Origin of the sequence: Mesorhizobium koreense, assembly GCF_031656215.1 — a bacterium.
Lineage (GTDB): Bacteria > Pseudomonadota > Alphaproteobacteria > Rhizobiales > Rhizobiaceae > Mesorhizobium_L > Mesorhizobium_L koreense.
In genome coordinates this window covers 4920322-4942602 of sequence record NZ_CP134228.1, presented here as the reverse complement: position 1 = coordinate 4942602, position 22281 = coordinate 4920322, and the positions used below count along the sequence as shown (strand labels likewise).

The 22281-nt window shown below is 63.4% G+C and carries 20 protein-coding genes; 8 read left to right on the top strand and 12 right to left on the bottom strand.

Annotated features, from left to right (window positions below; translation table 11 throughout):
* Positions 1–75 precede the first annotated feature (75 nt).
* From RBH77_RS23490 to RBH77_RS23470, 5 genes are all read right to left on the bottom strand, one after another.
* On the bottom strand, positions 76–1101 hold the full coding sequence (locus RBH77_RS23490; RefSeq protein ID WP_311029991.1) for a peptide ABC transporter ATP-binding protein: 1026 nt from the start codon (positions 1099–1101) through the stop codon (positions 76–78).
* Complete coding sequence (locus tag RBH77_RS23485; RefSeq protein ID WP_311029990.1) at positions 1098–2096, bottom strand: ABC transporter ATP-binding protein; 999 nt, start codon at positions 2094–2096, stop codon at positions 1098–1100. The genes RBH77_RS23490 and RBH77_RS23485 overlap by 4 nt, the downstream gene beginning before the upstream one ends.
* A gap of 4 nt (positions 2097–2100) precedes the next feature.
* On the bottom strand, positions 2101–3015 hold the full coding sequence (locus RBH77_RS23480; protein ID WP_311029989.1) for an ABC transporter permease subunit: 915 nt from the start codon (positions 3013–3015) through the stop codon (positions 2101–2103).
* 4 nt (positions 3016–3019) lie between these two features.
* Positions 3020–4030: an ABC transporter permease subunit gene (locus tag RBH77_RS23475; RefSeq protein WP_311029988.1), complete on the bottom strand. Its 1011-nt coding sequence runs from the start codon at positions 4028–4030 to the stop codon at positions 3020–3022.
* A 94-nt stretch (positions 4031–4124) separates the two neighbouring features.
* Positions 4125–5717 (bottom strand): ABC transporter substrate-binding protein, encoded by a 1593-nt coding sequence (locus RBH77_RS23470; RefSeq protein ID WP_371832814.1) that lies wholly within the window; start codon positions 5715–5717, stop codon positions 4125–4127.
* 155 nt (positions 5718–5872) lie between these two features.
* On the opposite strand from RBH77_RS23470, the gene RBH77_RS23465 reads away from it, so the two are divergent.
* The gene (locus RBH77_RS23465) at positions 5873–6424 is read left to right on the top strand and encodes a DUF924 family protein (protein ID WP_311029987.1); all 552 of its coding nucleotides are present in this window, start codon (positions 5873–5875) and stop codon (positions 6422–6424) included.
* 2 nt (positions 6425–6426) lie between these two features.
* Here the strand turns inward: RBH77_RS23465 and RBH77_RS23460 are convergent, their stop codons facing one another.
* Both RBH77_RS23460 and pgi read right to left on the bottom strand, forming a co-directional pair.
* Entirely contained in the window at positions 6427–7134 is a 708-nt protein-coding gene (locus RBH77_RS23460; RefSeq protein WP_311029986.1) for an HAD family hydrolase, read from the bottom strand.
* Positions 7135–7139: 5 nt separating this feature from the next.
* Positions 7140–8786: a glucose-6-phosphate isomerase gene (gene pgi, locus RBH77_RS23455; protein WP_311029985.1), complete on the bottom strand. Its 1647-nt coding sequence runs from the start codon at positions 8784–8786 to the stop codon at positions 7140–7142.
* A 212-nt stretch (positions 8787–8998) separates the two neighbouring features.
* Here pgi and pdxR point away from each other — a divergent pair, with 212 nt between their 5' ends.
* From pdxR to RBH77_RS23440, 3 genes are all read left to right on the top strand, one after another.
* A complete protein-coding gene (gene pdxR / locus RBH77_RS23450) occupies positions 8999–10492 on the top strand; it encodes a MocR-like pyridoxine biosynthesis transcription factor PdxR (RefSeq protein WP_311029984.1) in 1494 nt (497 codons plus the stop codon).
* A gap of 157 nt (positions 10493–10649) precedes the next feature.
* Positions 10650–12245: a trimethylamine methyltransferase family protein gene (locus RBH77_RS23445; RefSeq protein ID WP_311029983.1), complete on the top strand. Its 1596-nt coding sequence runs from the start codon at positions 10650–10652 to the stop codon at positions 12243–12245.
* A 211-nt stretch (positions 12246–12456) separates the two neighbouring features.
* Entirely contained in the window at positions 12457–13395 is a 939-nt protein-coding gene (locus tag RBH77_RS23440; protein WP_311029982.1) for a LysR family transcriptional regulator, read from the top strand.
* Here the strand turns inward: RBH77_RS23440 and RBH77_RS23435 are convergent.
* The gene (locus tag RBH77_RS23435) at positions 13392–14576 is read right to left on the bottom strand and encodes an acyl-CoA dehydrogenase family protein (protein ID WP_311029981.1); all 1185 of its coding nucleotides are present in this window, start codon (positions 14574–14576) and stop codon (positions 13392–13394) included. The genes RBH77_RS23440 and RBH77_RS23435 overlap by 4 nt on opposite strands.
* Before the next feature lie 317 nt (positions 14577–14893).
* Between RBH77_RS23435 and RBH77_RS23430 the strand changes: the two genes are divergently transcribed.
* Positions 14894–15349, top strand: a complete 456-nt coding sequence (locus RBH77_RS23430; RefSeq protein ID WP_311029980.1) for an SRPBCC family protein — start codon at positions 14894–14896, stop codon at positions 15347–15349.
* A 191-nt stretch (positions 15350–15540) separates the two neighbouring features.
* On the opposite strand, the gene paaG is transcribed toward RBH77_RS23430, so the two are convergent.
* Positions 15541–16332, bottom strand: coding sequence for a 2-(1,2-epoxy-1,2-dihydrophenyl)acetyl-CoA isomerase PaaG (gene paaG / locus RBH77_RS23425; protein WP_311029978.1), 792 nt, complete (start codon positions 16330–16332; stop codon positions 15541–15543).
* A 94-nt stretch (positions 16333–16426) separates the two neighbouring features.
* Positions 16427–17608 carry an iron-sulfur cluster carrier protein ApbC gene (gene apbC / locus RBH77_RS23420; RefSeq protein WP_311032671.1) on the bottom strand — a complete coding sequence of 394 codons (1182 nt, stop codon included), beginning with the start codon at positions 17606–17608 and terminating at the stop codon, positions 16427–16429.
* 242 nt (positions 17609–17850) lie between these two features.
* Here apbC and RBH77_RS23415 point away from each other — a divergent pair, with 242 nt between their 5' ends.
* Positions 17851–18336 (top strand): hypothetical protein, encoded by a 486-nt coding sequence (locus RBH77_RS23415; RefSeq protein WP_311029977.1) that lies wholly within the window; start codon positions 17851–17853, stop codon positions 18334–18336.
* 16 nt (positions 18337–18352) lie between these two features.
* Here RBH77_RS23415 and RBH77_RS23410 read toward each other — a convergent pair whose 3' ends face one another.
* Positions 18353–20017: a lysine--tRNA ligase gene (locus tag RBH77_RS23410; RefSeq protein ID WP_311029976.1), complete on the bottom strand. Its 1665-nt coding sequence runs from the start codon at positions 20015–20017 to the stop codon at positions 18353–18355.
* A 141-nt stretch (positions 20018–20158) separates the two neighbouring features.
* Here RBH77_RS23410 and RBH77_RS23405 point away from each other — a divergent pair, with 141 nt between their 5' ends.
* Both RBH77_RS23405 and RBH77_RS23400 read left to right on the top strand, forming a co-directional pair.
* Entirely contained in the window at positions 20159–20572 is a 414-nt protein-coding gene (locus RBH77_RS23405) for a tellurite resistance TerB family protein (protein ID WP_311029975.1), read from the top strand.
* A gap of 7 nt (positions 20573–20579) precedes the next feature.
* The gene (locus RBH77_RS23400) at positions 20580–21452 is read left to right on the top strand and encodes a sterol desaturase family protein (protein WP_311029974.1); all 873 of its coding nucleotides are present in this window, start codon (positions 20580–20582) and stop codon (positions 21450–21452) included.
* On the opposite strand, the gene RBH77_RS23395 is transcribed toward RBH77_RS23400, so the two are convergent.
* Complete coding sequence (locus tag RBH77_RS23395) at positions 21397–22278, bottom strand: ABC transporter substrate-binding protein (RefSeq protein WP_371832813.1); 882 nt, start codon at positions 22276–22278, stop codon at positions 21397–21399. The genes RBH77_RS23400 and RBH77_RS23395 overlap by 56 nt on opposite strands.
* Positions 22279–22281: the final 3 nt, after the last annotated feature.

Sequence of the window (22281 nt, the reverse complement as noted above, 5' to 3'; positions counted from 1 at the left end):
TAAAATCATGGGTTGAACAATGTCACTGCATCTAGGCCCTGTACAGCCGGAGTAAATAGAACCGTCCGGCTATTTCTATTGTGAGGCCGCCTCCTCGGTAAGGGCGCCATCGACCGCCGCGCCACCCGTCTTGCCCTCCTCGACGGCATGGCAGGAGACCAGCACGCCGCGCGAAGGCTTCAGCTTCGGTGCCTCGGTCATGCAGCGCTCGAAGGCAAGCGGGCAGCGCGGATGGAAGGGGCAGCCGGTGGGCGGCGAGATGGGCGAGGGGAGTTCGCCCCTCAGGACGATCCGCTCCTTCTTGTGCGTCGGATCGGCGACGGGCGTCGCCGAAAGCAGCGCCCGCGTATAGGGATGCTGCGGATTGGCGAAGATCTTCTCGCGCGGCCCATGCTCCACCGGCCGGCCGAGATACATGACCATCACGTCGTCGGCGATGTGGCGCACGACCGACAGGTCGTGGCTGATGAACATGTAGGCGAGATTCATCCGCTCCTGCATGTCGTGGAGCAGGTTCAGCACCTGTGCCTGGATGGAGACGTCGAGCGCGGAAACGGGCTCGTCCAGCACCAGGATCTCGGGGTCGAGCATGAGCGCGCGGGCGATCGCGATGCGCTGGCGCTGGCCGCCGGAGAACATGTGCGGAAAACGCTCGTAGTGTTCCTTGCGCAGCCCGACCGCCGCCATCATGGCACGGGCACGCTCCCGCCGTTCGGAAGCGGAAAGCTTCGTGTTGACGAGCAACGGCTCCTCCAGCGCCGCGCCGATCTTCTGGCGAGGGTTGAGCGATCCGTAAGGGTTCTGGAAGACGATCTGCACCTGGCTGCGCAATTGCCGCATCGCCTTCGCGCCGCCGGCGGCTACGTCGATGCCGGTGATCTTCAGTTCGCCTCTCGTCGGCGGCTCGATCATGGTGACGAGCCGGGCGAGCGTCGACTTCCCGCAGCCGGATTCGCCGACGACCGCGAGCGTCTTCCGCCGCTCCAGCGTGAAGCTCGCCCCGTCCAGCGCCTTCAGTTCGACGGGCTTGGCGAATGCGCCCCGATACACGGGATAGTAGCGTGCGAGGTCCTTCGCCTCGAGGACGGTATCGCCGCTCATGCCGCCATTCCCTTCACGGGATGGTCGCGCGGCACGCCATGCTCGAGCGGGTAATGGCAAAGCGCGGCACCGAGTTCTGCATCCTGCCTGGGCGGCACGACCTCCCGGCAGAGTTCGGTGGCGAACTTGCAGCGCGGCGAAAACAGGCAGCCGGACGGTCGGTCGAACTGGCCGGGCACCATGCCCGGAATGGAAGGCAGATGGCGCGCGGTGGCGCGTTCGGGCAACGCCGAGAGGAGGGCGGCCGTATAGGGATGGTGCGGGTCGTCGAAGAGCGGCCGCACGCGCTGCTCCTCGACCTTCTGCCCGGCATATTGCACCGAAACGCGCTCGGCCGTCTCGGCCACTACGCCCATATCATGCGTGATGAGCACCAGCGCCATCTTGGTGTCGCGCTGCAGTTTCAGGAGCAAGTCGAGGATCTGCGCCTGGATGGTGACGTCGAGCGCCGTCGTCGGCTCGTCGGCGATCAGGAGCTTCGGGTTGCAGGCGATCGCCATGGCGATCATCACGCGCTGGTTCATGCCGCCGGAAAGCTGGTGCGGAAAGGAAGATAGCCGCTTCTCCGGGGCCGGGATGCCGACCTGCCGCAGAAGGTCGATGGCGCGTTCCCTGCGCGCGCGTCGACCGAGCGCCAGATGCGTCTTCAGCGCCTCCGAGAGCTGGAAACCCACGGTGAAGCAGGGATTGAGGCTCGACATCGGTTCCTGGAAGATCATGGCGATGTCGCGGCCGATGATGGTGCGGCGCTCGCGACCGCTCATGGTGAGGAGGTCGCGCCCTTCGAACTGCATGCGGTCGGCGCGGACGTTCGCCGTCCACGGCAGGAGTCCCATCACCGCGAGCATCGAGACCGACTTGCCTGAGCCGGATTCACCCACGATCGCCAACACTTCGCTCTCGTCCACCGAGAAGGAGACGCCGTCCACGGCGCGGAACGGTCCATGGGCGGTGTCGAATTCGACGCTGAGGTTTTCGATGTCGAGGAGGGCCATGGCGTCACGACCTCTTCAGTTTGGGATCGAGCGCGTCGCGCAAGCCGTCGCCCATGAGGTTGATGGCGAGCACAGTGAACAGGATGGCAAGGCCGGGCATGGTCACCACCCACCAGGCGCGCAGGATGAACTCGCGTGCCTCGGCGAGCATCGTGCCCCATTCCGGCGTTGGCGGTTGCGCACCCATGCCGAGGAAGCCGAGCGCGGCAGCGTCCAGGATGGCGTTGGAGAAGGAGAGCGCCGCCTGCACGATGAGCGGCGCGAGGCAGTTCGGCAGGATGGTCACGAACATCAGCCGAAGCGGCCGCACTCCGGCGACCCTTGCGGCGGTGACGTAGTCGCGGTGCTTCTCGCTCATCACGGATGCCCGCGTCAGCCTGACGTAATGCGGCTGCTGCACGATGGCGATGGCGATCATGGCGTTGGTCAGGCTGGGACCCAGGATGGCAACCAGCGCCAATGCCAGAAGCAGGCTCGGGAAGGCGAGGATGATGTCCATCACGCGCATGATGAGCGTGTCGACCCAGCCGCCGACGAAGCCCGCGATGAGCCCCACCAGAATGCCGGCGACAAGCGCGACCGAGACAACGACGCAGCCGACGAAAAGCGAATAGCGACTGCCGAAGATGATGCGCGAGAGCACGTCGCGGCCGACGGCATCGGTGCCGAGCAGGAAGCGCCATTCGCCGCCTTCCTGGAAAACGGGCGGCTTCAGAAGCGCGTCGCGGAACTGCTCGTCCGGACCATGCGGCGCGATGAAGCCGGCGAAGATGGCGACGAGGCAGATGAAGACGAAGAACAGGAGGCCGTAGACCGCGCCCCGGTTCTCGCTGAAATAGGCCCAGAATTCGGCAAGCAACGCCAGTCGGCCTGTCTGGCGGGTATCGGTTCCGGCTGATTGGGCGGTGGCTTCGCTCATCTCTTCACCTGCCATGCCTGACCCTGGGATTCACCAGGCCGTAGAGCAGATCGACGATCAGATTCACGACCATGACGATCAGCGCGATGAGCAGCAGCCCGCCCTGCACGGCCGGATAGTCGCGGCGGAAGATGGAATCGACCATCCATTTGCCGACACCCGGCCAGGAGAAGATCGTCTCGGTGAGGATGGCGCCCGCCATCAGGACGCCGATCTGGAGCCCGATCGTGGTGATGACGGGAATGAGCGCGTTGCGCAGCGCATGGACGGAAACGACACGCACCGGCGACAGGCCCTTGGCGCGGGCGGTGCGCACATAGTCCTCGCCGAGCACTTCGAGCATAGCCGAGCGCGTTTGCCGGGCGATCACGGCGAGTGGGATCGTGCTGAGCACGATGGTCGGCAGGATCAGGTGCGAGGCAGCCGAGATGAAGGCGCCCTTCTGGCCCGAAAGCAGGCTGTCGATCAGCATGAAGCCGGTGACGTTCGGAAAGAAATACATCAGCGAGATGCGGCCCGAGACCGGCGTCCAGTGCAGGATGCCGGAGAAAAGGATGATGAGCAGCAAGCCCCACCAGAAGATCGGCATCGAATAGCCGACGAGCGCGGTACCCATGATCGTCTGGTCGACCCATGACCCGCGCTTCGTTGCGGCGAGGATGCCGGCTGGAATGCCCAGGATCACCGCCAAGATAATGGCGCAGATGGAAAGCTCCAGCGTTGCCGGGAACAATGCCAGGAACTCGCCGATGACCGGGCGCTTGGTGGCGATCGAGACGCCGAGATCGCCCTGCAGCAGATGCCACAGGAACTCGAGGAATTGCACCCAGATCGGCTGGTCGAAGCCGTATTGGTGCATCAGTTCCGCATGCCGTTCCGGGCTTATCCCGTGCTCGCCGGCAAGCAGCAGCACCGGATCGCCGGGCAGGAGGCGGACGAAGCCGAAGGCCGCGATCGCCACGCCGATGAAAGTGGGGATCAGGAGGCCGATCTTGACCAGTATGAAGCGGAGCATCCCGTCTTCTCAAGGATGGACGGCGCGCCGGCCAACACCTTCCCGCTTGAGCGCGGGAAAGTGCTTGAACGTGGCCGGCATGGCTGTTCCCTGGTTACTCGGTGATATCGACGCCGTCGAAGCGATGCGAGCCGAGCGGGTCCATCTTGTAGTTCTGGACCGACTTCAGCATCGGCATGAACACCGTCGAGTGCGCGATGGTGAGCCAGGGCGCCTGTTCCTTGAAGATCACCTCGGCCTGCTCGTAGAGCTTGGCGCGTTCGGCCTGGTCGGAGACCCTCTTGGCCTTCTGGATGAGGTCTTCATAGGGCTTGTAGCAGAACTCGGCCGTATTGTTGGACGTGCCGACGCCGTCGCAGCCGAGCAGCGTGGCCATGAAGTTGTCCGGATCGCCATTGTCGCCGGTCCAGCCGAGGATGACGGCGCCGTCATGGTCCTTCTCGCCGGCGCGCTTCAGGTATTCGCCCCATTCATAGGAGATGATCTGCGCCTTCACGCCGATCTTGGCGAAATCGGACTGGATCAACTCGGCCGTGCGGCGGGCGTTGGGCATGTAGGGGCGTTGCACCGGCATTGCCCAGATCTTCATCTGGAGATCCTTGACGCCGGCTTCCTCCAGCATCTTCTTGGCCGCGTCCGGATCGTAGGAATCGTCCTTCACGTCCTTGTTGTAGCCCCACATGGTTGGCGGGATGGGGTTGATCGCGGCCTGCCCCGAACCCTGATACACGGCGTCGATGATGGCCTTCTTGTTGACGGCCATGTTGAGCGCCTTCCTGACCTTGACGTTGTCGAAGGGCTTCTGGGTCGTGTTGTAGGACATGTAGGCGACATTGAGCCCGGCCTGCTCCAAGACTGTGAGCTTGTCGTTCTTCTTCATGGCCGCGACGTCGGCCGGCGCCGGATAGGCCATGACCTGGCATTCTCCGGCCTGCAGCTTCTGGTAGCGCACCGCCGCGTCGGGCGTGATAGCGAAAACGAGATCGTCGATCGCCTGCTTGCCGTCCCAGAAATCGGGATTGGCCTTGTAGCGGATCACCGCGTCCTTCTGATAGCCGACGAACTGGAAGGGGCCGGTTCCAAGCGGCTGCTGGTTCAGCATTTCCTTCTTGCCGTCCTTGGCAAGCTGGTCGGCATATTCCTTCGACATGATGGAGGCAAAATCCATCGCCATGTTGGCGATGAAGGGCGCTTCTGGATGGGTAAGCGTGAATTTCACCGTCAGATCGTCGACCTTCTCGACGCTCTTGATGAGCGTGGGCATCGACATGGCGTCGAAATATTCCCATTGGCCCCCGGCGTAGCTGTACCAGGGATTCTTCTTGTCGAGCATGCGCTCGAAGGAGAACACGACATCGTCGGCGTCGAAGTCGCGGGTCGGTTTGAAGAAGTCGGTGGTCTGGAACTTCACGCCCTTGCGCAGGTGGAAGGTATATTCGAGCCCGTCGTCGGACACGTCCCATTTCTCGGCAAGGCCTGGAACGACCTCGGTCGTGCCGCGCTTGAATTCGACCAGGCGGTTATAGACCGGCTTCGACGATGCGTCGAAGGTCGTTCCCGCCGTATAGAGCCCGGGGTCGAAGCCTTCCGGCGAACCCTCCGAGCAATAGACCAGCGTCTTGGCGCTGGCGACGCCGCTAAACAGCGTCGCGGCGAGCATCGCCGCCATGAACCCCATTTTTTTCATAGGTAACTCCCATTCATTCTTGTCGCCCGGCCGCTTGTCCGGTGCGCGGATTTCCATATAACCACCGTTCTGCGAGCATGGAAACACCCCGCCGCCGGACGATACGTCACGATGGCGTTGACGTGCCGGAACGCCCGACGAACGAAGGAAGCACGATGCAGGAAGACTGGGTTGAGACGATTTTGTCCTTCTGGTTCGGGGAACTGACCGAGGAGGACTGGTTTACCCGCAGCGACGCGACCGATCGCGTGATCAAGGACCGCTTCGAGCCCCTTTACGGGGAAATCCGCTCGAATGTCCCGGCGGCCGCGTTCGAGGAGCCGCGCGCGGCGCTTGCCGCCACCATCGCGCTCGACCAGTTCCCCCGCAACATGTTCCGCGGCACGGCGGAGGCTTTTGCCACGGACGATCAGGCGATCGATATCGCGCGAAAGGCGCTGGCGAGGAAGCTGGACGAAAAGCTGAGCGAGACGGAGAAACAGTTCCTCTACATGCCCTTCATGCACAGCGAGATCCTGGCCGACCAGGAACGCTCGGTCACGCTGTTCCGCGCTCAGGATGCCGGCAAGAACGAGAAATTCGCCGTCGAACATCGCGACATTGTCGCGAAATTCGGCCGCTTTCCTCATCGGAACAAGATTCTAGGGCGCGCGAGCACGCCCGCCGAGCGCGTCTTTCTCCTGAACCACCAGGGTTTCGGGCAGTAGCGCTATTCTCCGGCGAGCAGACCCGGCAGGTCGGCGACCGACTCGATGAGGATATCGGCAAGCGGCGAAAGCGTCTCGCGCGTGCCGTTGCCGCTCAAGACCCCGATTGCCATGCCGGCGCCGGCAGCCCGCGCCATCTCCATATCGTGCCGGTTGTCGCCGACCATCGCCACCTCGGAAGGCTTGTAGCCGGTCAGGTCGCAGAAGGCGCGCACCGTATCGGGCGCGGGCTTCGGATTGGCGACGGCGTCATAGCCATAGGCGGCGTCGAAAAGCTGGGACATGCCGAGCGCGGCGAGCGTCCGCTCCGCCCCTCTGGTGGAATCGTTGGTGGCGACCCCCATCCGATAGCCCAGCCCGTGCAATTTGGTGATCGCATCTTTCACCCCCGGCAGGCCATAGGGTTTTGCCGAGGCATTCTCGCCGACGAAGCGGTCGTAATCCTCGACCGTCGCCTGTCGTTCAGCAGGCGACTGGCCCGGATACCAGAGCGCAATCACGTCGGCGTTGGTGCCAGCCGCGAAGACCGAATCCGCCTTGAAACGCCTTGTGCCGAAATCATAGCCGGCCTCGATCAGCAGATGGTCGGCTCGGCTGCGTGAGCCGTTCGCCGCTTTCAGCGCCATCAGGTCGGCGACCTCGAACCATGTCCGGTCGAAGTCGATCAGCGTGCCGTCCTTGTCGAACAAAATCCCCTTGATGCCCGCCACGTCCGTCAGCCCGCCTTCCTGAGATCGGCAATCCTCGCCACGAGACCGGCCGTCGAAGAGTCCTTGCCCGCCGCGCTCGCCTTGCCTTCCACGACCGGCAGGAGCTCCGTCGCCAGTTCCTTGCCGAGTTCCACGCCCCACTGATCGAAGGAGTTGATGTCGAACAGCGCCCCCTCGACGAAGACCCGGTGCTCGTAAAGCGCGATCAGCCTTCCGAGCGCATAGGGGTCGAGCTTGCGGTAGAGGATGGTGATCGAGGGTCGGTTCCCGGCGAAGACGCGATGCGGCGCGATCCTGTCGACCTCGGCCTTGCCCATCCCCTTGCCGAGCATCTGCTTTTTCGCTTCCTCCAGGGTGCGACCGCGCATGAAGGCTTCCGATTGCGCAAGGCAATTGGCGAGAAGCAGATCGTGGTGATGTTTCAGTTCCGGTTCGTGGCCTTCCGCCGCGGCGATGAACTCGACGGGGATGATGTCGGTACCCTGGTGCAGGAGTTGGAAGAAGGCGTGCTGGCCGTTGGTCCCCGGCTCGCCCCACACCAGCGGTCCGGTCGGCGTTTCGGCCTCGGCCCCTTCCAGCGTCACATGCTTGCCGTTCGATTCCATGTCGAGTTGCTGCAGATAGGCCGGCAGGCGGGCAAGCCGCTGGTCGTAGGGGATCACCGCGCGCGCCGGGTATTGACAGACGACCCGGTTCCAGTAGCCGACGAGGCCGAGCACGAAGGGAAGGTTCTCCAACATTGGCGCGGAGCGGAAATGCTTGTCCATGGCGTGCGCGCCGGAAAGGAAGGAATGGAACCGCTCCGGCCCGATGGCGATCATGATCGGCAGGCCGATCGCCGACCATAGCGAATAGCGGCCGCCCACCCAGTCCCAGAAGCCGAAGACCCGCTCCTTCTGGATGCCGAACGCTGCGACCTTGTCGAGCGCAGTCGATACGGCGGCAAAATGATGCTGGACCGCATCCGGCCCGAGCTTGTCGGCGATCCACCGGCGCGCCGTGCCGGCATTCGTCATCGTCTCGATCGTGGTGAAGGTCTTCGACGCGATGATGAAGAGCGTCGTTTCGGCGGAAAGCGGCGCAACCGTGTCGGCGATGTGGGCGCCGTCAACATTGGAGACGAAATGCGCGCGCGGGCCGTCATGATAGGGCGATAGCGCCAGCGTCGCCATGGCGGGGCCGAGGTCGGAGCCGCCGATGCCGATATTGACGATGTCGGTGATCCTCTTGCCGGTCGCGCCCTTGATCGTGCCGTCGCGGATGCCGTCGGCGAACTTGCCCATTGCGGCGAGCACCGAACGCACCTCCGGCATCACGTCCTCGCCGTCTGTCGTGACGGGCTTGTCACCAACGTTGCGAAGCGCCGTGTGCAGCACGGCGCGGTCCTCGGTGATGTTTATATGCTTGCCGGCGAACATGGCCGCCCGCCGCTCCTCGACCTTCGCCGCGACGGCGAGGCCCTGCAGCAGTTTCATTGTCTCGGACGTGACGGCGCATTTCGACCAGTCGAGCAGGAGATCGTCGAGCATCAGCGAAAATTTTTTAAAACGGCCCGGATCGTCGGCGAAGGCGATACGCATGTCCTTCGGCGCGGCGCTTTTCCGATGGGCGCGAAGTGCGGCGAGAGCCGTATCGAATGAAGCGTTGGCCAATGTATGCTCCCGTTTTCGCCTTGTTTCGCACGGCGCGGACTTTCGAAATCGTGCGTTCGCGCGAGAACAATAGTGCGCTGAAGGCAGGACGGAAAGTCGCCGTGCTGGCCTAACCACGCCTATGGTCGTCAAAAAGTGTGGCGCAAGGCCTTGTACCAGTCTTGATGATTGATCGGACCAGGGCTAATGTCCCGGCCTGAAAGGAACGCGACATGCCCACCAGAAACGATGCTGCCATCTGGTCCGGACTTTTCCGGATCTCGACCGACTCAGGCCAGACCCTTCAGGCCCAGATTCGGCAGGCCATCGTTGCCGCCATTCTCGACCGCCAGATCGCCGCGTCGATGCCGCTTCCGTCCTGCCGTATCCTGGCCGAGAAGCTCGGCGTGGCGCGCGGCACGGTGGTGTTGGCCTTCCAGCAACTGGTGGACCAGGGTTTCCTGATCGCCAAGGAGCGTCGCGGCCATTTCGTCAACCCGGAAGTGCTGACCTCTCCGGCCAAGCCCACTCAGCGACAGCAGCCCGCGAGCGAGATGATCGACTGGAAGGCGAGGCGCCAGGTGCCGGCGACGGAACTTCAATCGCCGTCGAACCAGGTCAACTGGATCAAATATTCCTATCCCTTCGTCTATGGGCAGTTCGATCCGGCGCTGTTCCCGACGGCCGAATGGCGCGAGTGCAACCGCATGGCGCTTGCCGTGCTGGAGATCCGCAACTGGGCCGCCGACATGGTCGATCGCGACGATCCGCTCCTGATCGAGCAGATCCAGGCGAGGCTCCTGCCGCGGCGCGGCATCTTCGCCAATCCCGACGAGATCATCGTCACGCTCGGTGCGCAGAACGCGCTCTACATGCTGGCGACGCTTTTGATGGCAAAGGGCTCGAAGGTCGCGATGGAAGAGCCCGGCTATCCGGACGCCCGCTCGATCTTCAACCTCGCCGGCGCCGAAACCGTGCCGGTGCGCGTCGATGCGGAAGGCATCGTCGCGGACGAGGTGCCGGCCGATTGCGGCTTCGTCTTCGTCACGCCGAGCCATCATTGCCCGACCATGGTGCCTCTCAGCACGCGGCGCCGGCAGCAGCTTCTGGCCGATGCCGCGGAGCGCGACAGGATCGTCATCGAGGACGGCTATGACAGTCAGCTGCTCGACGATGCCCCGCAGCAGGCGCTGAAGAGCCTCGATCGCACAGGCCGCGTCATCTATGTCGGCTCGATGTCCAAGACGTTGGCGCCCGGCCTGCGCATCGGCTACATCGTCGCCCCCGCCGACCTGATCGCGGAATTGAGAGCGCTGAGGCGCTTCATGCTGCGCCATCCGCCGGCCAACAACCAGCGCGCCGTGGCGCTGTTCCTGTCGCTCGGCCATCACGAGGCGCTGGTCAGGCGCCTGTCGGCCGCCTTCGGCGAGCGCCGCCGTCGGCTGATCCAGGCCGTCAATGCCTTCCTGCCGGAATGGCGCGCGACCGATTCCGCAGGCGGCGCCTCCGTCTGGCTCGAAGGGCCTCCGGGAATGGACACCTGCGCGTTGTCGGAGGCCGCCGCCGCCCGCAGCGTGGTAATCGAGCCGGGCAAGCGTTTCTTCGCGCGCGGCGAGCGGCACACGCAGTTCATGCGGCTCGGCATCTCTTCGATCGCGCTCCAGCATATCGAGCCCGGAATCCGCGAACTGGCGACCGCCGCCGGCCGTCGTCCCGCCGCCGCCTGATCGGCCGAGAGGCCTCGGGCGCTGGTACATCCGGCGGCGGGGGGTGGCACATTTCCGGCGCCCCACGCCGCTGCATAGTCGTAAGCGGAGTGGGAGCGAAGCCGTCGCATAAAGGCGCAAAGCCATGGCGGTGGGCTTCGGGAAATGGAGCCGTATTATGCCAGCCGCGTTGGAGAAGCCCGCGCCGGATCGAACGGACGCGGATAGCGAAACCCGTGCGAGACGTTCAGGCGGCCGTGAGGCGCGCAGGGCACTTAGGGCCGCGCCGCTTTCCGATGATATCCGACCCGTTCGCGCCGGCCTGGAGGGCGGCAGATACAGGCCGCTCGGCGAGAACGACATAGAGCGCATCCACGAGGCGGTGCTGACGATCCTGGAGACGGTCGGTTTCGCCAACGCCATCCCAGGTTGCATAGAGGCGTGCACGCGCGTCGGCGCCGAGCTTGGGCCGGACGGGCGCCTGCGCTTTCCCCGCAATCTCGTCCTTGCCACGATCAAGAATGCCGCGCGGCATTTCACGCTTCACGGGCAGGATCCGCGCCACGATATGATCGTGCAGGGAAAGCGCGTGCATTACGGCACGGCGGGCGCGGCGGTGCACGTCGTCGATGTCGCAAAGCGCGAATATCGGGAATCGAAGCTCCAGGACATCTACGACGCGGCCCGCATGGTCGATTGCCTGGACAACATCCACTTCTTCCAGCGGCCCATGGTCCCGCGCGACATTCCCGACCCGCTGGATATGGATTTCAACACGCTCTACGCCTGCGTGACCGGCACCTCCAAGCATGTCGGGACCAGCTTCACCGTGCGCGAGAACGTCGCGCCCGCGTTGGAGATGCTCCATATGATTGCCGGTGGGGAGGAGAAGTTCCGCGCCCGGCCCTTCGTCTCCAATTCCAATTGCTTTGTCGTGCCGCCGATGAAATTCGCCGAGGACGCCTGCGGCGTGCTGGAGGCCTGTGTCGAAGGCGGTATCCCGATCCTGCTCCTTTCCGCCGGCCAGGCCGGCGCCACCGCGCCGGCTGCCATCGCGGGGACCATCGTGCAGGCGGTCGCCGAGGTGCTGGTCGGGCTGGTCTATGTCAACGCGCTGAAGCCCGGCTATCCGGCGATCTTTGGCACTTGGCCGTTCGTCTCCGACCTCCGAACCGGCGCCATGTCGGGCGGCTCTGGCGAACAGGCGCTCCTGACCGCCGCCTGCGCCCAGATGGCGCAATTCTACGATCTGCCGGGCGGTTCGGCCGCCGGCATGGCCGATTCGAAGCTGCCCGACATCCAGTCCGGCTACGAGAAGGGCATTACCAATGTCATGGCCGGCCTTTCCGGTTTGAATCTCATCTATGAATCGGCCGGTATGCACGCCTCGCTGCTCGGCTTCTGCCTCGAAAGCCTGATCGCCGACAACGATATGCTCGGCCAGTGCCTGCGTTGCGTGCGCGGCATCGAAGTAAGCGACGAGGCGCTTTCCATCGACACCATCGCCGATGTCTGCCTGAACGGCCCCGGCCACTATCTCGGCCACGGCCAGACGCTGCAACTGATGCAGAAGGAATATTTCTATCCGGCCGTCGCCGACCGCTACAGCCCGAAGGAATGGGCCGAGAAGGGCAAGCCCGATCTTCTCGGCAAGGCGATCGAGGAAAAGAAGCGCATCCTCTCTTCCTACTTCCCGCGCCACGTGCCGCGCGCGCTGGACGAGGCGCTGCGCCAGCGTTTCCAGAATATCTACCTGCCGCGCCCGGCGGGGTGAACCGGTTTCGAAGCCGTCGCGTTTGATTTCAGCGATCTTGCAGCCGCACTTTCTCGTCTCTCGGCGACGATGCCTTTGCCTTCGCAGGTCACAGGCAAGGTCATGCGTGTGGGCCAAAACTTGACGCGTTCCAATTTTGTGCACGATACTAGGTTTGTGCACGATTTTTGGCAGCGCCTGCCTCCCGGTATATCGACGAAGGAAACGGCCTGTGATCCATGCATCCGCGTTGCGGTATCTAATCAAGGTCGCCGAATTCGGCTCCATCAGGCGCGCCGCGGAAGCGCTTAACGTTGCCTCCTCGGCGGTAAACCGTCAGGTTCTCAATGTAGAACGCGATATCGGCGTCCGCCTCTTCGATCGATCCGCCAAGGGCATGTGCCTGACGTCGGCCGGTGAGTTGATGCTTCGGCACGCCCGCGAGACGCTCGTGGGTTATCAGCGGACGCTCGACGAAATCGCAAGCATTTCCGGGGAGGTTCGCGGCACCGTTCGGATCATCGGCATCGGGTCGATGATAGAATACGCGTTTCCCAGGGCGATGGAGACGATCGCGCATGCCTATCCTGGCATCGATATGCATGTCGTCGACGCCAATCCTGGCGATGCCCTCGAGCAGTTGAGGGCCAAGAATTTCGACATCGGCATCCTTTTTCTAGATAGCCGCCACCGCGAGTTCGACTTGCAGGCGAAGGTCGACACCTCGATCGGCGCCGTCATGCGCTCCGACCATCCGCTGGCCAAGCGCAAGGCTGTGACCCTGACCGAATGCGCGGCTCATTCCGTCGCGATGTTTTCCGACAGATGGGTCATTAGTCCGCTGGTCGAAACCGAATTTCCGGAAACCGGGGCGAAGTTCGCGCCCCGCCTTGTCACCAATTCCATGTCGGTGATGCTCGCTGCCATCCGCCAGGGTCTTGGCATTGGATTTTTCACGCCGGTCAGCTTCATCGACGAAATAAAGCAGGGCTCGTTCGTGTGGATACCGCTTGAAGCTTCCGCTCCGCCGACGTCCGGCATCGGACTATTCGTTTCGAGCATCGCGAGCGCCTCGCCGCCGGTTCGCGTCGTTTCCGATCGCCTGTCGGTTTTCTTCGATTCAATGCAGCGCGAGCTTGACGCCTTGCCGCTGGCCGGCAAGCGGGCCTAGAACATGTCGCCGGGCCGCGCATAGCCACGGAACAGATTGCGCGCCACATTCGCAAGATTGACTTCGTCCGACCCGTCGTAGATGCGCTCTACCCGCAGGTCGCGGTACCATCGCTCGACCACGCTTTCCTTCGCGTAGCCCATGGCCCCGTGGATTTGCAGGGCACGATCCGCCACACGATTGGCGGCGCGCGCGACATACGCTTTCACGGTGCATGCCTCATGGCGGTAGTCACCGCCTTGCGCCGCCTTGGCGGCCGCATGATAGACCATCAACTTGCTGCTCCTCAATTCCAGTTCGAGTTCGGCGACCGCCTGGACGATATTGTCCCGGTCGGCGAGCAGCTTGCCGAAGACCTTCCTTCCCTTTGCCCATTCGAGGGTCAGTTCGATCATCCGGGTCATTGCGCCGAGATTCTTTGCCGAAAGGACGAAGGCCCGGTTTCGGTAGATAAAAGGCATGGCATGGTCGAAACCTCGGTTGACTGTCCCGAGCACGGCCGTTCCGGGCACCCTGACATCGTTGAAGAACAGCGATCCGATCTTGTCGCGGCTGCCCATCACGGGGATCGGTGCCGATGTCCATCCGGCGTCGCGGTCCACCAGGAAGCAGGTGATGCCGTTGGGGTCGCCCTCGTTTGGCGTGCGAGCGAAGAGAATGACGTAGTCTGCTATATCACCCCGCGTGATCCAGGTCTTTTCGCCGTTGATGACCCAGCCATCCGCATCCCTGACGGCGGTCGTGCGCATGGCCTTCGCGTCGGATCCGGATCCCGATTCGGAGATGGCGATACATGACACCCGCTCGCCCTGAATGGTCGGCAGCAGATAGGTGTCTTTCTGAGCCTCGTCGCAACTGAAGAGCGCCGGTAGAACCGAGCCACCGAACTGGAAATCGACGATAGAACGTCCAAGCTCCTCGTGGATGAGTGCTTGCGTCACGGGGTCTAGGTCGGCGCCACCATATTCGCTCGGAAGATCGATGCCCCAGAAGCCCAGCGCCTGCGCTTTCTCCTGCAGAGCCCGCATCTCGCCGCCCGTCAGGCCCGGACTCGCGCCGTGTCCACCCTCGATTTCGCGGCGGATCAAGACGCTTTCAAGTGGCATTATCTCGTTTTCGACGAACCGCCGGATCGTATCCCTGACCTGTCGCTGTTCGTCGCTCAACACGAATTCGATCATCAAACGTTCCTCTATGACCGGCGCGCGAATATAGAGCCACGGCATGATGCATGCCGCCCTGTCGGATCGCCGATTTCCTGGATGCTGGCGCATTGGCCGGGAGACTGCGCAGTTCTGCGTTCCCGGCAATTGGAAGGCTAGCAGTGGAAATTCGGCTCGAACAGCATCGATTTTCGCGCACGGTGATCACTTCGCAGCAACGCTGCTGGCGATGTCGAGCTTAGCGCGATCGTCGGCCGCCGCCCTGCACCTTGGTGCGATAGACAGTTCTCCGGCCATGCGATAGTTCCTCTTGTCGACCAGCAGGAGGAAGCGTCATGGCAATGGACATGCAGGGCGAGGAGCGCATCGAGGCGCCGATCCAGAAAGTCTGGGAAGCGCTGAACGATCCTGAGGTGCTGAAGGCATGCATTCCGGGCTGCGAGAGCCTGGAGAAGAAGTCGGACACCAACCTCGAAGCCGTGGTGACGCTGAAGATCGGTCCGATCAAGGCGAAATTCCAGGGCGCGGTCGAATTGAAGAATTTGAAGCCGCCGCATTCCTACACCATCCAGGGCGAAGGGAAGGGCGGCATCGCCGGCTTCGCCAAGGGCGGCGCCGACGTGACGCTGAAGGAGGACGGTGCTGCCGCCACTGTCCTGACCTATACGGCGAAGGCCGATGTCGGCGGCAAGATGGCCCAGCTCGGCAGCCGGCTGATCAACTCGACCTCGAAGAAACTCGCCGGCCAGTTCTTCGACACCTTCAACAAGAAGGTGAGTGGCGAGAAATAAGTCCCGTGCTCAAGTTCGCTTGATGTTGGTTGCGTCCTTCGAGGCTTTGCTTCGCAAAGCACCTCAGGATGAGGGAGGTCTGTGCTCGCCGTTCTGTAGCGCTGAACGGCTCTAACGGTCCTCATCCTCAGGTGCTTTGCGAAGTAAAGCCTCGAAGGACGCAACGAGCATCGGGCGGCTTAGCCGCTTTTTCACCGCCCCGTGAAATTCGGCTGGCGCTTCTGCAGGAAGGCCGAAACGCCTTCCTTGTAGTCTTCCGTCAGCCCGGCCTCGCGCTGCAATTGCCCCTCGAGCTCCAACTGCTGGTCGAGCGAATTGGTCGACGCGGCCTGGATCGCTTCCTTGGTCAGCGCATAACCACGGGTCGGCCCCTTGGCGAACGCCTCTGCGAGCGCGATCGCCTCCGCCATCAATTCGGCATCGTCGACGGCGCGCCAGATCAACCCCCAGTCCGCCGCCTCCTCGGCGGAAAGCGGCCAGGCGGTCAGCGCCAGCGCCTTGGCGCGCGCTTCGCCGAGATGCCGTGTCAGCCAATATGTGCCGCCGGCGTCGGGGATGAGCCCGATCTTGGAGAAGGCCTGGATGAATTTCGCCGATTTCGCGGCAAGCACGATGTCGCATGCAAGAGCGATATTGGCGCCCGCGCCGGCGGCAACGCCGTTCACCGCGCATATCACCGGCTTTTCCATTGATCTCAGCAGGCGGATGAGCGGGCTGTAATAGGTCGCCAGCGTCTTAGAGAGGTCGGGAGCCTCGCCCAGCATGGCCGGATCGCGGTCGGCAAGGTCCTGGCCGGCGCAGAAACCGCGTCCCGCCCCGGTCAGCACCACGGCGCGGCAGCTCTCGTCGGTCGCGCATTCCTCAAGCGCGGCCCGCAACTGCTCGTGCTGCTCCACATTGAAGGAGTTGAGCCTGTCCGGACGGTTGAGCGTCAGCACCGAATATCCGTCGCGGCGATCGTTAAGTACGGCCTGTTCGCTCATGCGCTCCTCCCGGAAAACGATGGCGCCATGTTGCATGCCAGGGCGCGATCATCAACCGCGCCTCGGAAGCTGGAAGGATATTTCCCCGCCAGCCTTATTCGAACACGATCGTGGGCGTCTCGCTCACCTGCTGTTCGGCGGAGAGCCGTTCCGACACTTTCGCGGCGATGTCGCGGTAGATGCGTGCGTGCGGCCCTTCCGGTTCGCTCGCCACGACCGGCGCCCCTTCGTCGGAAGTCTCGCGGATCTTCATTTCGAGCGGCACCTCGCCGAGGAAGGTGACGCCGACGCGCTCGGCTTCCCGTTTCGCTCCGCCATGGCCGAAGATGTCGTAGCGCTTGCCGGTGTCGGGCGCGATGAAATAGCTCATGTTCTCGACGATGCCGAGAACCGGCACGTCGACCTTGCGGAACATGTTGAGCCCCTTGCGCGCGTCGATGAGAGCGAGGTCCTGCGGTGTCGAGACGATGACGGCGCCGGCGAGCGGCACCTGCTGCGCCATGGTGAGTTGCGCGTCGCCCGTGCCGGGCGGCATGTCCACCACGAGCACGTCGAGTTCGCCCCATTCGACCTCGCGCAGCATCTGCGTCAGCGCCGATACCACCATCGGTCCGCGCCAGATCATCGGCGTGTCCTCGCCGACGAGGAAGCCCATGGACATGACCTTGAGCCCGTATTTCTGCATCGGCTTCAGCGTGCGCCCATCTGCCACCTCCGGCTTGCCGGAGATGCCGAGCAGCCGCGGCATGGACGGGCCGTATATGTCGGCGTCGAGGATGCCTACCTTGAGCCCGTTGGCGAGGAGGCCGAGCGCGAGGTTCACCGCGGTGGTCGATTTGCCGACGCCGCCCTTGCCCGAGGCGACGGCGACGATCGACCGGATGCCGGGCACGCCGCGCTTGCCGGGTTGCGGACCGGAGGGAGCGTGGCCAGAAGGGGCATGACCCGGCACGCGTCGCGGCGTGGGAGCGGTCGCCGTCCGAGGCGGTGCGGGCCGGGGAGGAGCGGCGGGGCCGGCCTGTCCGGCCTTCTTCTCCGCCGTCAGCGCAACGACGGCGCCGGCGACATCCGGCATCTCCTTGACCGCCTTTTCGGCGGCTTCGCGCATGGGCTCCAGTTCCTGCGCCTTGTCGATGGGCACGGTGATCGAGAAGAACACCTTCCGGTCCGCGATGAACACGTCGGAGACGAGGCCGAGGCTGACGATGTCGCCCGAAAGCCCCGGTGCGGAGATGGACTTCAGCCGTTCGATGACGGCTTCCTTGGTAACAGGCATGTTCTTGGCTTCGCTTGCTGTCGTCATTCCAGATAATGCAGTTCCCGCGCGGGACCAAGCGCGCGCGCCCTCTGGCCCATGCGAAAGGCCGCTCTGCGTCGCGTCAACCATGGCGGGGGACCGCGCCGCTTCGAAAAAATGCGTGCGTTCCGTAGAAGAGGGTCGATTGACAGGATTACCGTCGGGGCATTCTCTATGTCGCCGGCGCCGGGCCTCCCGCGGCAGTCACCAGAGGGTGTGTCATGATCCTAACGCTGCAGGCATACACGATCTTCCACGTCGTCATCAGCCTTATCGCCATTATTGCCGGGCTGATCGTTCTCCACGGATGGCTTACCGCCAGAAGGCTGGACGGCTGGACCTTGATTTTCCTTCTCTTCACGCTTGCCACCAGCGTGACGGGATTTTTCTTCCCCTTCAACGGCTTCACGCCGGCGATCGGCACAGGCATCCTGTCGGTCGTCGTCCTGCTCGCCGCCTTCGCCGCGCTCTACGCCTTCCATCTCGAAGGCTCGTGGCGCTGGATCTATCTCGTTTCCGCGGCGATCGCGCTTTACCTGAACGTCTTTGTCCTGATCATCCAGGCCTTTCTCAAGATCCCGGCATTGCACGCTCTCGCGCCGAACGGCAACGAACCGCCTTTCGCCATCGTCCAGGGCATCGTGCTCGTGCTGTTCGTGATTGGCGGGTTCCTGGCGGTGAGGCGATATCGGCCGGTCGCCGGGTAAGGCCGGAGGTGGCGGGTTATGCCGCCAGTTTTCCCTCCAGCGCCCTGCGGATGAGCGCGACGGTTTCCGCCTTGCCGTAGAGCGCGGCGAAGGAGCCGAAGCGCGGGCCGCGCTCCTGCCCGAGCAGTACCTGGTAGATCATCTGGAAGAAGGCGACCGACACGCCGGGCCCGCCTTCGGGGCTCGTGCGCTTGTGGTCCTGGTAGCGCGGGATGAAGCGCGCGACGTTGAGCGCGGCGTTCTGGATTTCCTCCGCGTCGCTGTCCGCGGGCAGCGCCTCCAGCCGGTCGGCGAGCGTCGCCAGCGCCTGACGCTCTTCCTCGTCGGGCGCCCGATAGATCTTCGCTGGCTTCACGAAATCCTCGTAATAGCGGATCGCGTAGTCGGTCAGCCTGTCGAGTTCGGGATGCGTCTCAGGCGCCACGCCCGGAGCGTGGCGCGAGATGAAGCCCCACAGCACCGCCTTGTTCTCGGCGTTCGACGCGCTGACGAGGTTGAGTAGCATGCCGAACGGTACCGGCAGGTGGATATCGGGCGGGTTCCCGCCATGGATATGCCAGACCGGGTTGCCGAGCCTCTCCTTCCAGTCCTGGCGCGGATACGCGGCGAGGAACTGGTAATATTCGTCGACGGCTCGCGGTATGACGTCGAAATAAAGCTTCTTCGCCTGTCGGGGCCGCTGGAACATATAGAGCGCCAGGCTCTCGGTCGGCGCATAGGTCAGCCATTCGTCGATGGTCAGGCCGTTGCCCTTCGATTTCGATATCTTCTGTCCCTTGTCGTCGAGGAACAGTTCATAGACGAAATGCTCCGGCGGTCTGCCGCCGAGGATCGAGCAGATGCGGTCATAGACGATCTGGTTGGTCTGGTGGTCCTTGCCGAACATCTCGAAATCGACGCCGAGCGCCGCCCAGCGGGCGCCGAAATCCGGCTTCCACTGCAACTTCACCTTGCCGCCCGTAATGGACAATTTGGTTTCCGTGCCGTCCTCGTCGTCGAAGGTGATCATGCTGTCCTTGGCGTCCACATGCTTTATCGGCACATAGAGGACGCGGCCGCTCTTCGGCGAGATCGGCAGGAAGGGGCTGTAGGTGGCGCGGCGTTCCTCGCCCAGCGTCGGCAGCATCACGTCCATGATGGCGCTGTATTTCCAGGCGGCCTCGCGCAGCACCTCGTCGAAGCGGCCGGCCTTGTAGTACTCGGTGGCGCTGGCGAACTCGTAGTCGAAGCCGAACGTGTCGAGGAAGCGTCTCAGCATGGCGTTGTTGTGATGCCCGAAGCTCGGATAATCGCCGCCGAAGGGGTTCGGCACCGAGGTGAGCGGCATGTGGAGATAGGGCTCCAGCGCCGCGCGGTCCGGCACGTTGTCGGGAATCTTGCGCATTCCGTCCATGTCGTCGGAAAAGCACAGCAGCCGCGTTTTGACCTTGTCCTCGGTCAGCACGCGGAAGGCGTGCCGCACCATGGACGTCCGCGCGACCTCGCCGAACGTGCCGATATGCGGCAGGCCGGACGGGCCGTAGCCCGTCTCGAACAGCACCGTTTCCGGGTATCCGCGATCATGATAGCGCGCGATGATCTTTTTCGCTTCCTCGAACGGCCACGCTTTGCTCTCCGCCGCAGCGGCGATGATTTCGGGGCTGAGGCTTATCGCGGCAGCGCGCGAGGATGCGTTGTTCATTTCCTGGTTTCCGGATTTTCGGGCGGGCAAAGCCATGCTCTAAATGTGGAGGTCGCGCCGGTCAATGATGCCCGCCTTTCGGCGTTGCGGCGTCACATCTGCGCACTTACCTTGGGCAGAGCCAAATCAGGAGAATTTCGCATGAATTCGCTCGGGCCGTGCAAGGCGCTTATCTATATCATGATCGTGGTTTCCGCGTCGGACCGCGACATGACCGATGAGGAGCTCGCCCGGATCGGCCATATCGTGGATATGTGGCCGGTGTTCGAGGATTTCCCGAAAGAGAGGCTGGTCGAGGTCGCGCGTGAGTGCCAGAAGCTCCTGCAACAGCAGGATGGGCTCGACCGGGTTTTTGCCGTGGTGCGCAACGAATTGCCGCAACGCCTCCATGATACGGCCTATGCGCTCGCCTTCGAGGTGGCGGCTGTCGATCTGGAGATGCGACTGGAGGAACTGCGCATCCTGCAACTCTTGCGCCGCAATCTCGAGCTCGACCAGACGACCATCGGTGCGATCGAAAGGGCCGCCAAGGCTCGCCACCGGATGCTCAATTGAGAAAATAGTGGGACACTTCGCGCTTTCCGAAGCCGTCATACGTCTCGGCGCGTTCGCGCTGATCTTCGCCGTGATGGCGGTTTTCGAATTGTGGTCGCCGAGACTGGAACGCGCCGAGATGGCGGGCGCGCTGAAGGCGAGGCGCTGGTTCACCAATGTGTCGGTTCTCGTCATTTCCTCGGCTCTGCTGCGCGTGATCTTCCCGGCCGCGGCCGTCGGTACGGCGATGTGGGCCGAGGCCCATGGCTACGGCCTGTTCAGGCTTGTCGGCCTCGATCCCCTGGTGGCGGGCATCGCCTCCTTCTTCATCCTCGATTTCGCGATCTGGGCCGAACATGTCGCCAATCACAAGATTCCGATCCTGTGGCGCATCCACCGCATGCATCATTCCGATACCGGCTTCGACGTGACGACGGCGTTGCGTTTCCACCCGCTGGAGATCGTCGTCTCCATGCTCTGGAAGGCGGTGGTTGTGATCGCGGTCGGGGCGCCCGTGTTTTCGGTCCTGCTATTCGAGATCGTGCTGAACGGTTCGTCGATGTTCAACCACGCAAATGCGCGATTGCCGACGAGGTTCGACGCCCTCCTGCGCCTTGTGCTGGTGACGCCGGACATGCACCGCGTCCACCATTCCAGCCATCGGCCCGAGACGGATTCCAACTACGGGTTCAATTTTCCCTTCTGGGACCGTCTGTTCTCGACCTATCGGGCGCGGCCGGAACGCGGCCATATGGGGATGGAGATCGGGCTTGCCGAATATCGCGACGACGGCCCCGCGCGGCTCGGCTGGATTCTCGCGCTGCCGTTTCGCCCTTTGCGTCGGGTCAATAAAAGCTCACCGGAAAATAGCGCAGATAAAGCTCGGCAAACTTCCCCTTGACCGTGATTTCGCGCAACGCGTAGTCGAAAGCAGCGGCAAGGGGGAAATTGTCCTTGGCGACGGCGATCGCCATCCCCTCTCCGAGATATTCGGGCGCGAGATAGGGTCCGCCGGCGAAGCGGCAGCAACCCTTGGAGTCGGTGCCCGCAAGCCAGAAGCTGAACCGCATACCGTCGCCGAAAGCGCCGTCGATCTTGCGATCCCGCAGGCTTTCGTAGAGCCAGTCCTGCCGCGTGAAGGTCACCGGCTTCACGTCCGGAAAATAGGCCCGCAGCATCCGTTCGTGTCCGGATCCGGCCATGACGCCGATGCGCAGCCCGGCGATCTTGCTGTAGATCGGTTCGGTAAGAGCCGTCGACTTCGGCATGATGAAGCGCGCCGGGAATCGCAGATAGGACCTGGAGAAGGCGAATTCCTCTCGTGATTTCGGCGTGATCGCCAGGCCGGCAATGACCGCCTCGCCTTCGCCCTTGCCGAGCGCCGTGCCGAGTTCGCCGAACGGAAGCGCCTGGATCTGGCATTTGTCGAGAATGTCGAGTTCGGCGCAGATGGCGCGTGCCAGGTCGACGTTGAAACCGGTAAGCTGCCCGTCCGTGTCGAGGAAGTTGAAGGGCGGAAAATTCACCGTCGTCAGGAAGCGCAGCCGTTGAAGGCCCGAGAGGTCGGGCTTCTGCAGCCGTTCCGTCGAACTCCAGAAGTCCGGGATGGTGGGATCGGCGGCCCGGGCAGGAAGATCGGTCGAAGCCATGACGAATGCGGCGACAAGAATAGCGGCGAGCCATCGCAGCGCCAGCCATCCGTACCGGCTTTTTCGGTTGATGCCCATTCC

What these genes read in the sequence shown, in the direction of transcription:
- RBH77_RS23465 (WP_311029987.1), top strand. Translation starts at nt 5,873, where the DNA reads ATGCAGGAAGACTGGGTTGAGACGATTTTGTCCTTCTGGTTCGGGGAA.
- apbC (WP_311032671.1), bottom strand. Translation starts at nt 17,608, where the DNA reads ATGCCTGTTACCAAGGAAGCCGTCATCGAACGGCTGAAGTCCATCTCC.
- paaG (WP_311029978.1), bottom strand. Translation starts at nt 16,332, where the DNA reads ATGAGCGAACAGGCCGTACTTAACGATCGCCGCGACGGATATTCGGTG.
- RBH77_RS23490 (WP_311029991.1), bottom strand. Translation starts at nt 1,101, where the DNA reads ATGAGCGGCGATACCGTCCTCGAGGCGAAGGACCTCGCACGCTACTAT.
- RBH77_RS23485 (WP_311029990.1), bottom strand. Translation starts at nt 2,096, where the DNA reads ATGGCCCTCCTCGACATCGAAAACCTCAGCGTCGAATTCGACACCGCC.
- pdxR (WP_311029984.1), top strand. Translation starts at nt 8,999, where the DNA reads ATGCCCACCAGAAACGATGCTGCCATCTGGTCCGGACTTTTCCGGATC.
- RBH77_RS23435 (WP_311029981.1), bottom strand. Translation starts at nt 14,576, where the DNA reads ATGATCGAATTCGTGTTGAGCGACGAACAGCGACAGGTCAGGGATACG.
- RBH77_RS23395 (WP_371832813.1), bottom strand. Translation starts at nt 22,278, where the DNA reads ATGGGCATCAACCGAAAAAGCCGGTACGGATGGCTGGCGCTGCGATGG.
- RBH77_RS23445 (WP_311029983.1), top strand. Translation starts at nt 10,650, where the DNA reads ATGCCAGCCGCGTTGGAGAAGCCCGCGCCGGATCGAACGGACGCGGAT.
- RBH77_RS23410 (WP_311029976.1), bottom strand. Translation starts at nt 20,017, where the DNA reads ATGAACAACGCATCCTCGCGCGCTGCCGCGATAAGCCTCAGCCCCGAA.
- RBH77_RS23430 (WP_311029980.1), top strand. Translation starts at nt 14,894, where the DNA reads ATGGCAATGGACATGCAGGGCGAGGAGCGCATCGAGGCGCCGATCCAG.
- RBH77_RS23405 (WP_311029975.1), top strand. Translation starts at nt 20,159, where the DNA reads ATGAATTCGCTCGGGCCGTGCAAGGCGCTTATCTATATCATGATCGTG.
- RBH77_RS23480 (WP_311029989.1), bottom strand. Translation starts at nt 3,015, where the DNA reads ATGAGCGAAGCCACCGCCCAATCAGCCGGAACCGATACCCGCCAGACA.
- RBH77_RS23470 (WP_371832814.1), bottom strand. Translation starts at nt 5,717, where the DNA reads ATGAAAAAAATGGGGTTCATGGCGGCGATGCTCGCCGCGACGCTGTTT.
- RBH77_RS23475 (WP_311029988.1), bottom strand. Translation starts at nt 4,030, where the DNA reads ATGCTCCGCTTCATACTGGTCAAGATCGGCCTCCTGATCCCCACTTTC.
- RBH77_RS23415 (WP_311029977.1), top strand. Translation starts at nt 17,851, where the DNA reads ATGATCCTAACGCTGCAGGCATACACGATCTTCCACGTCGTCATCAGC.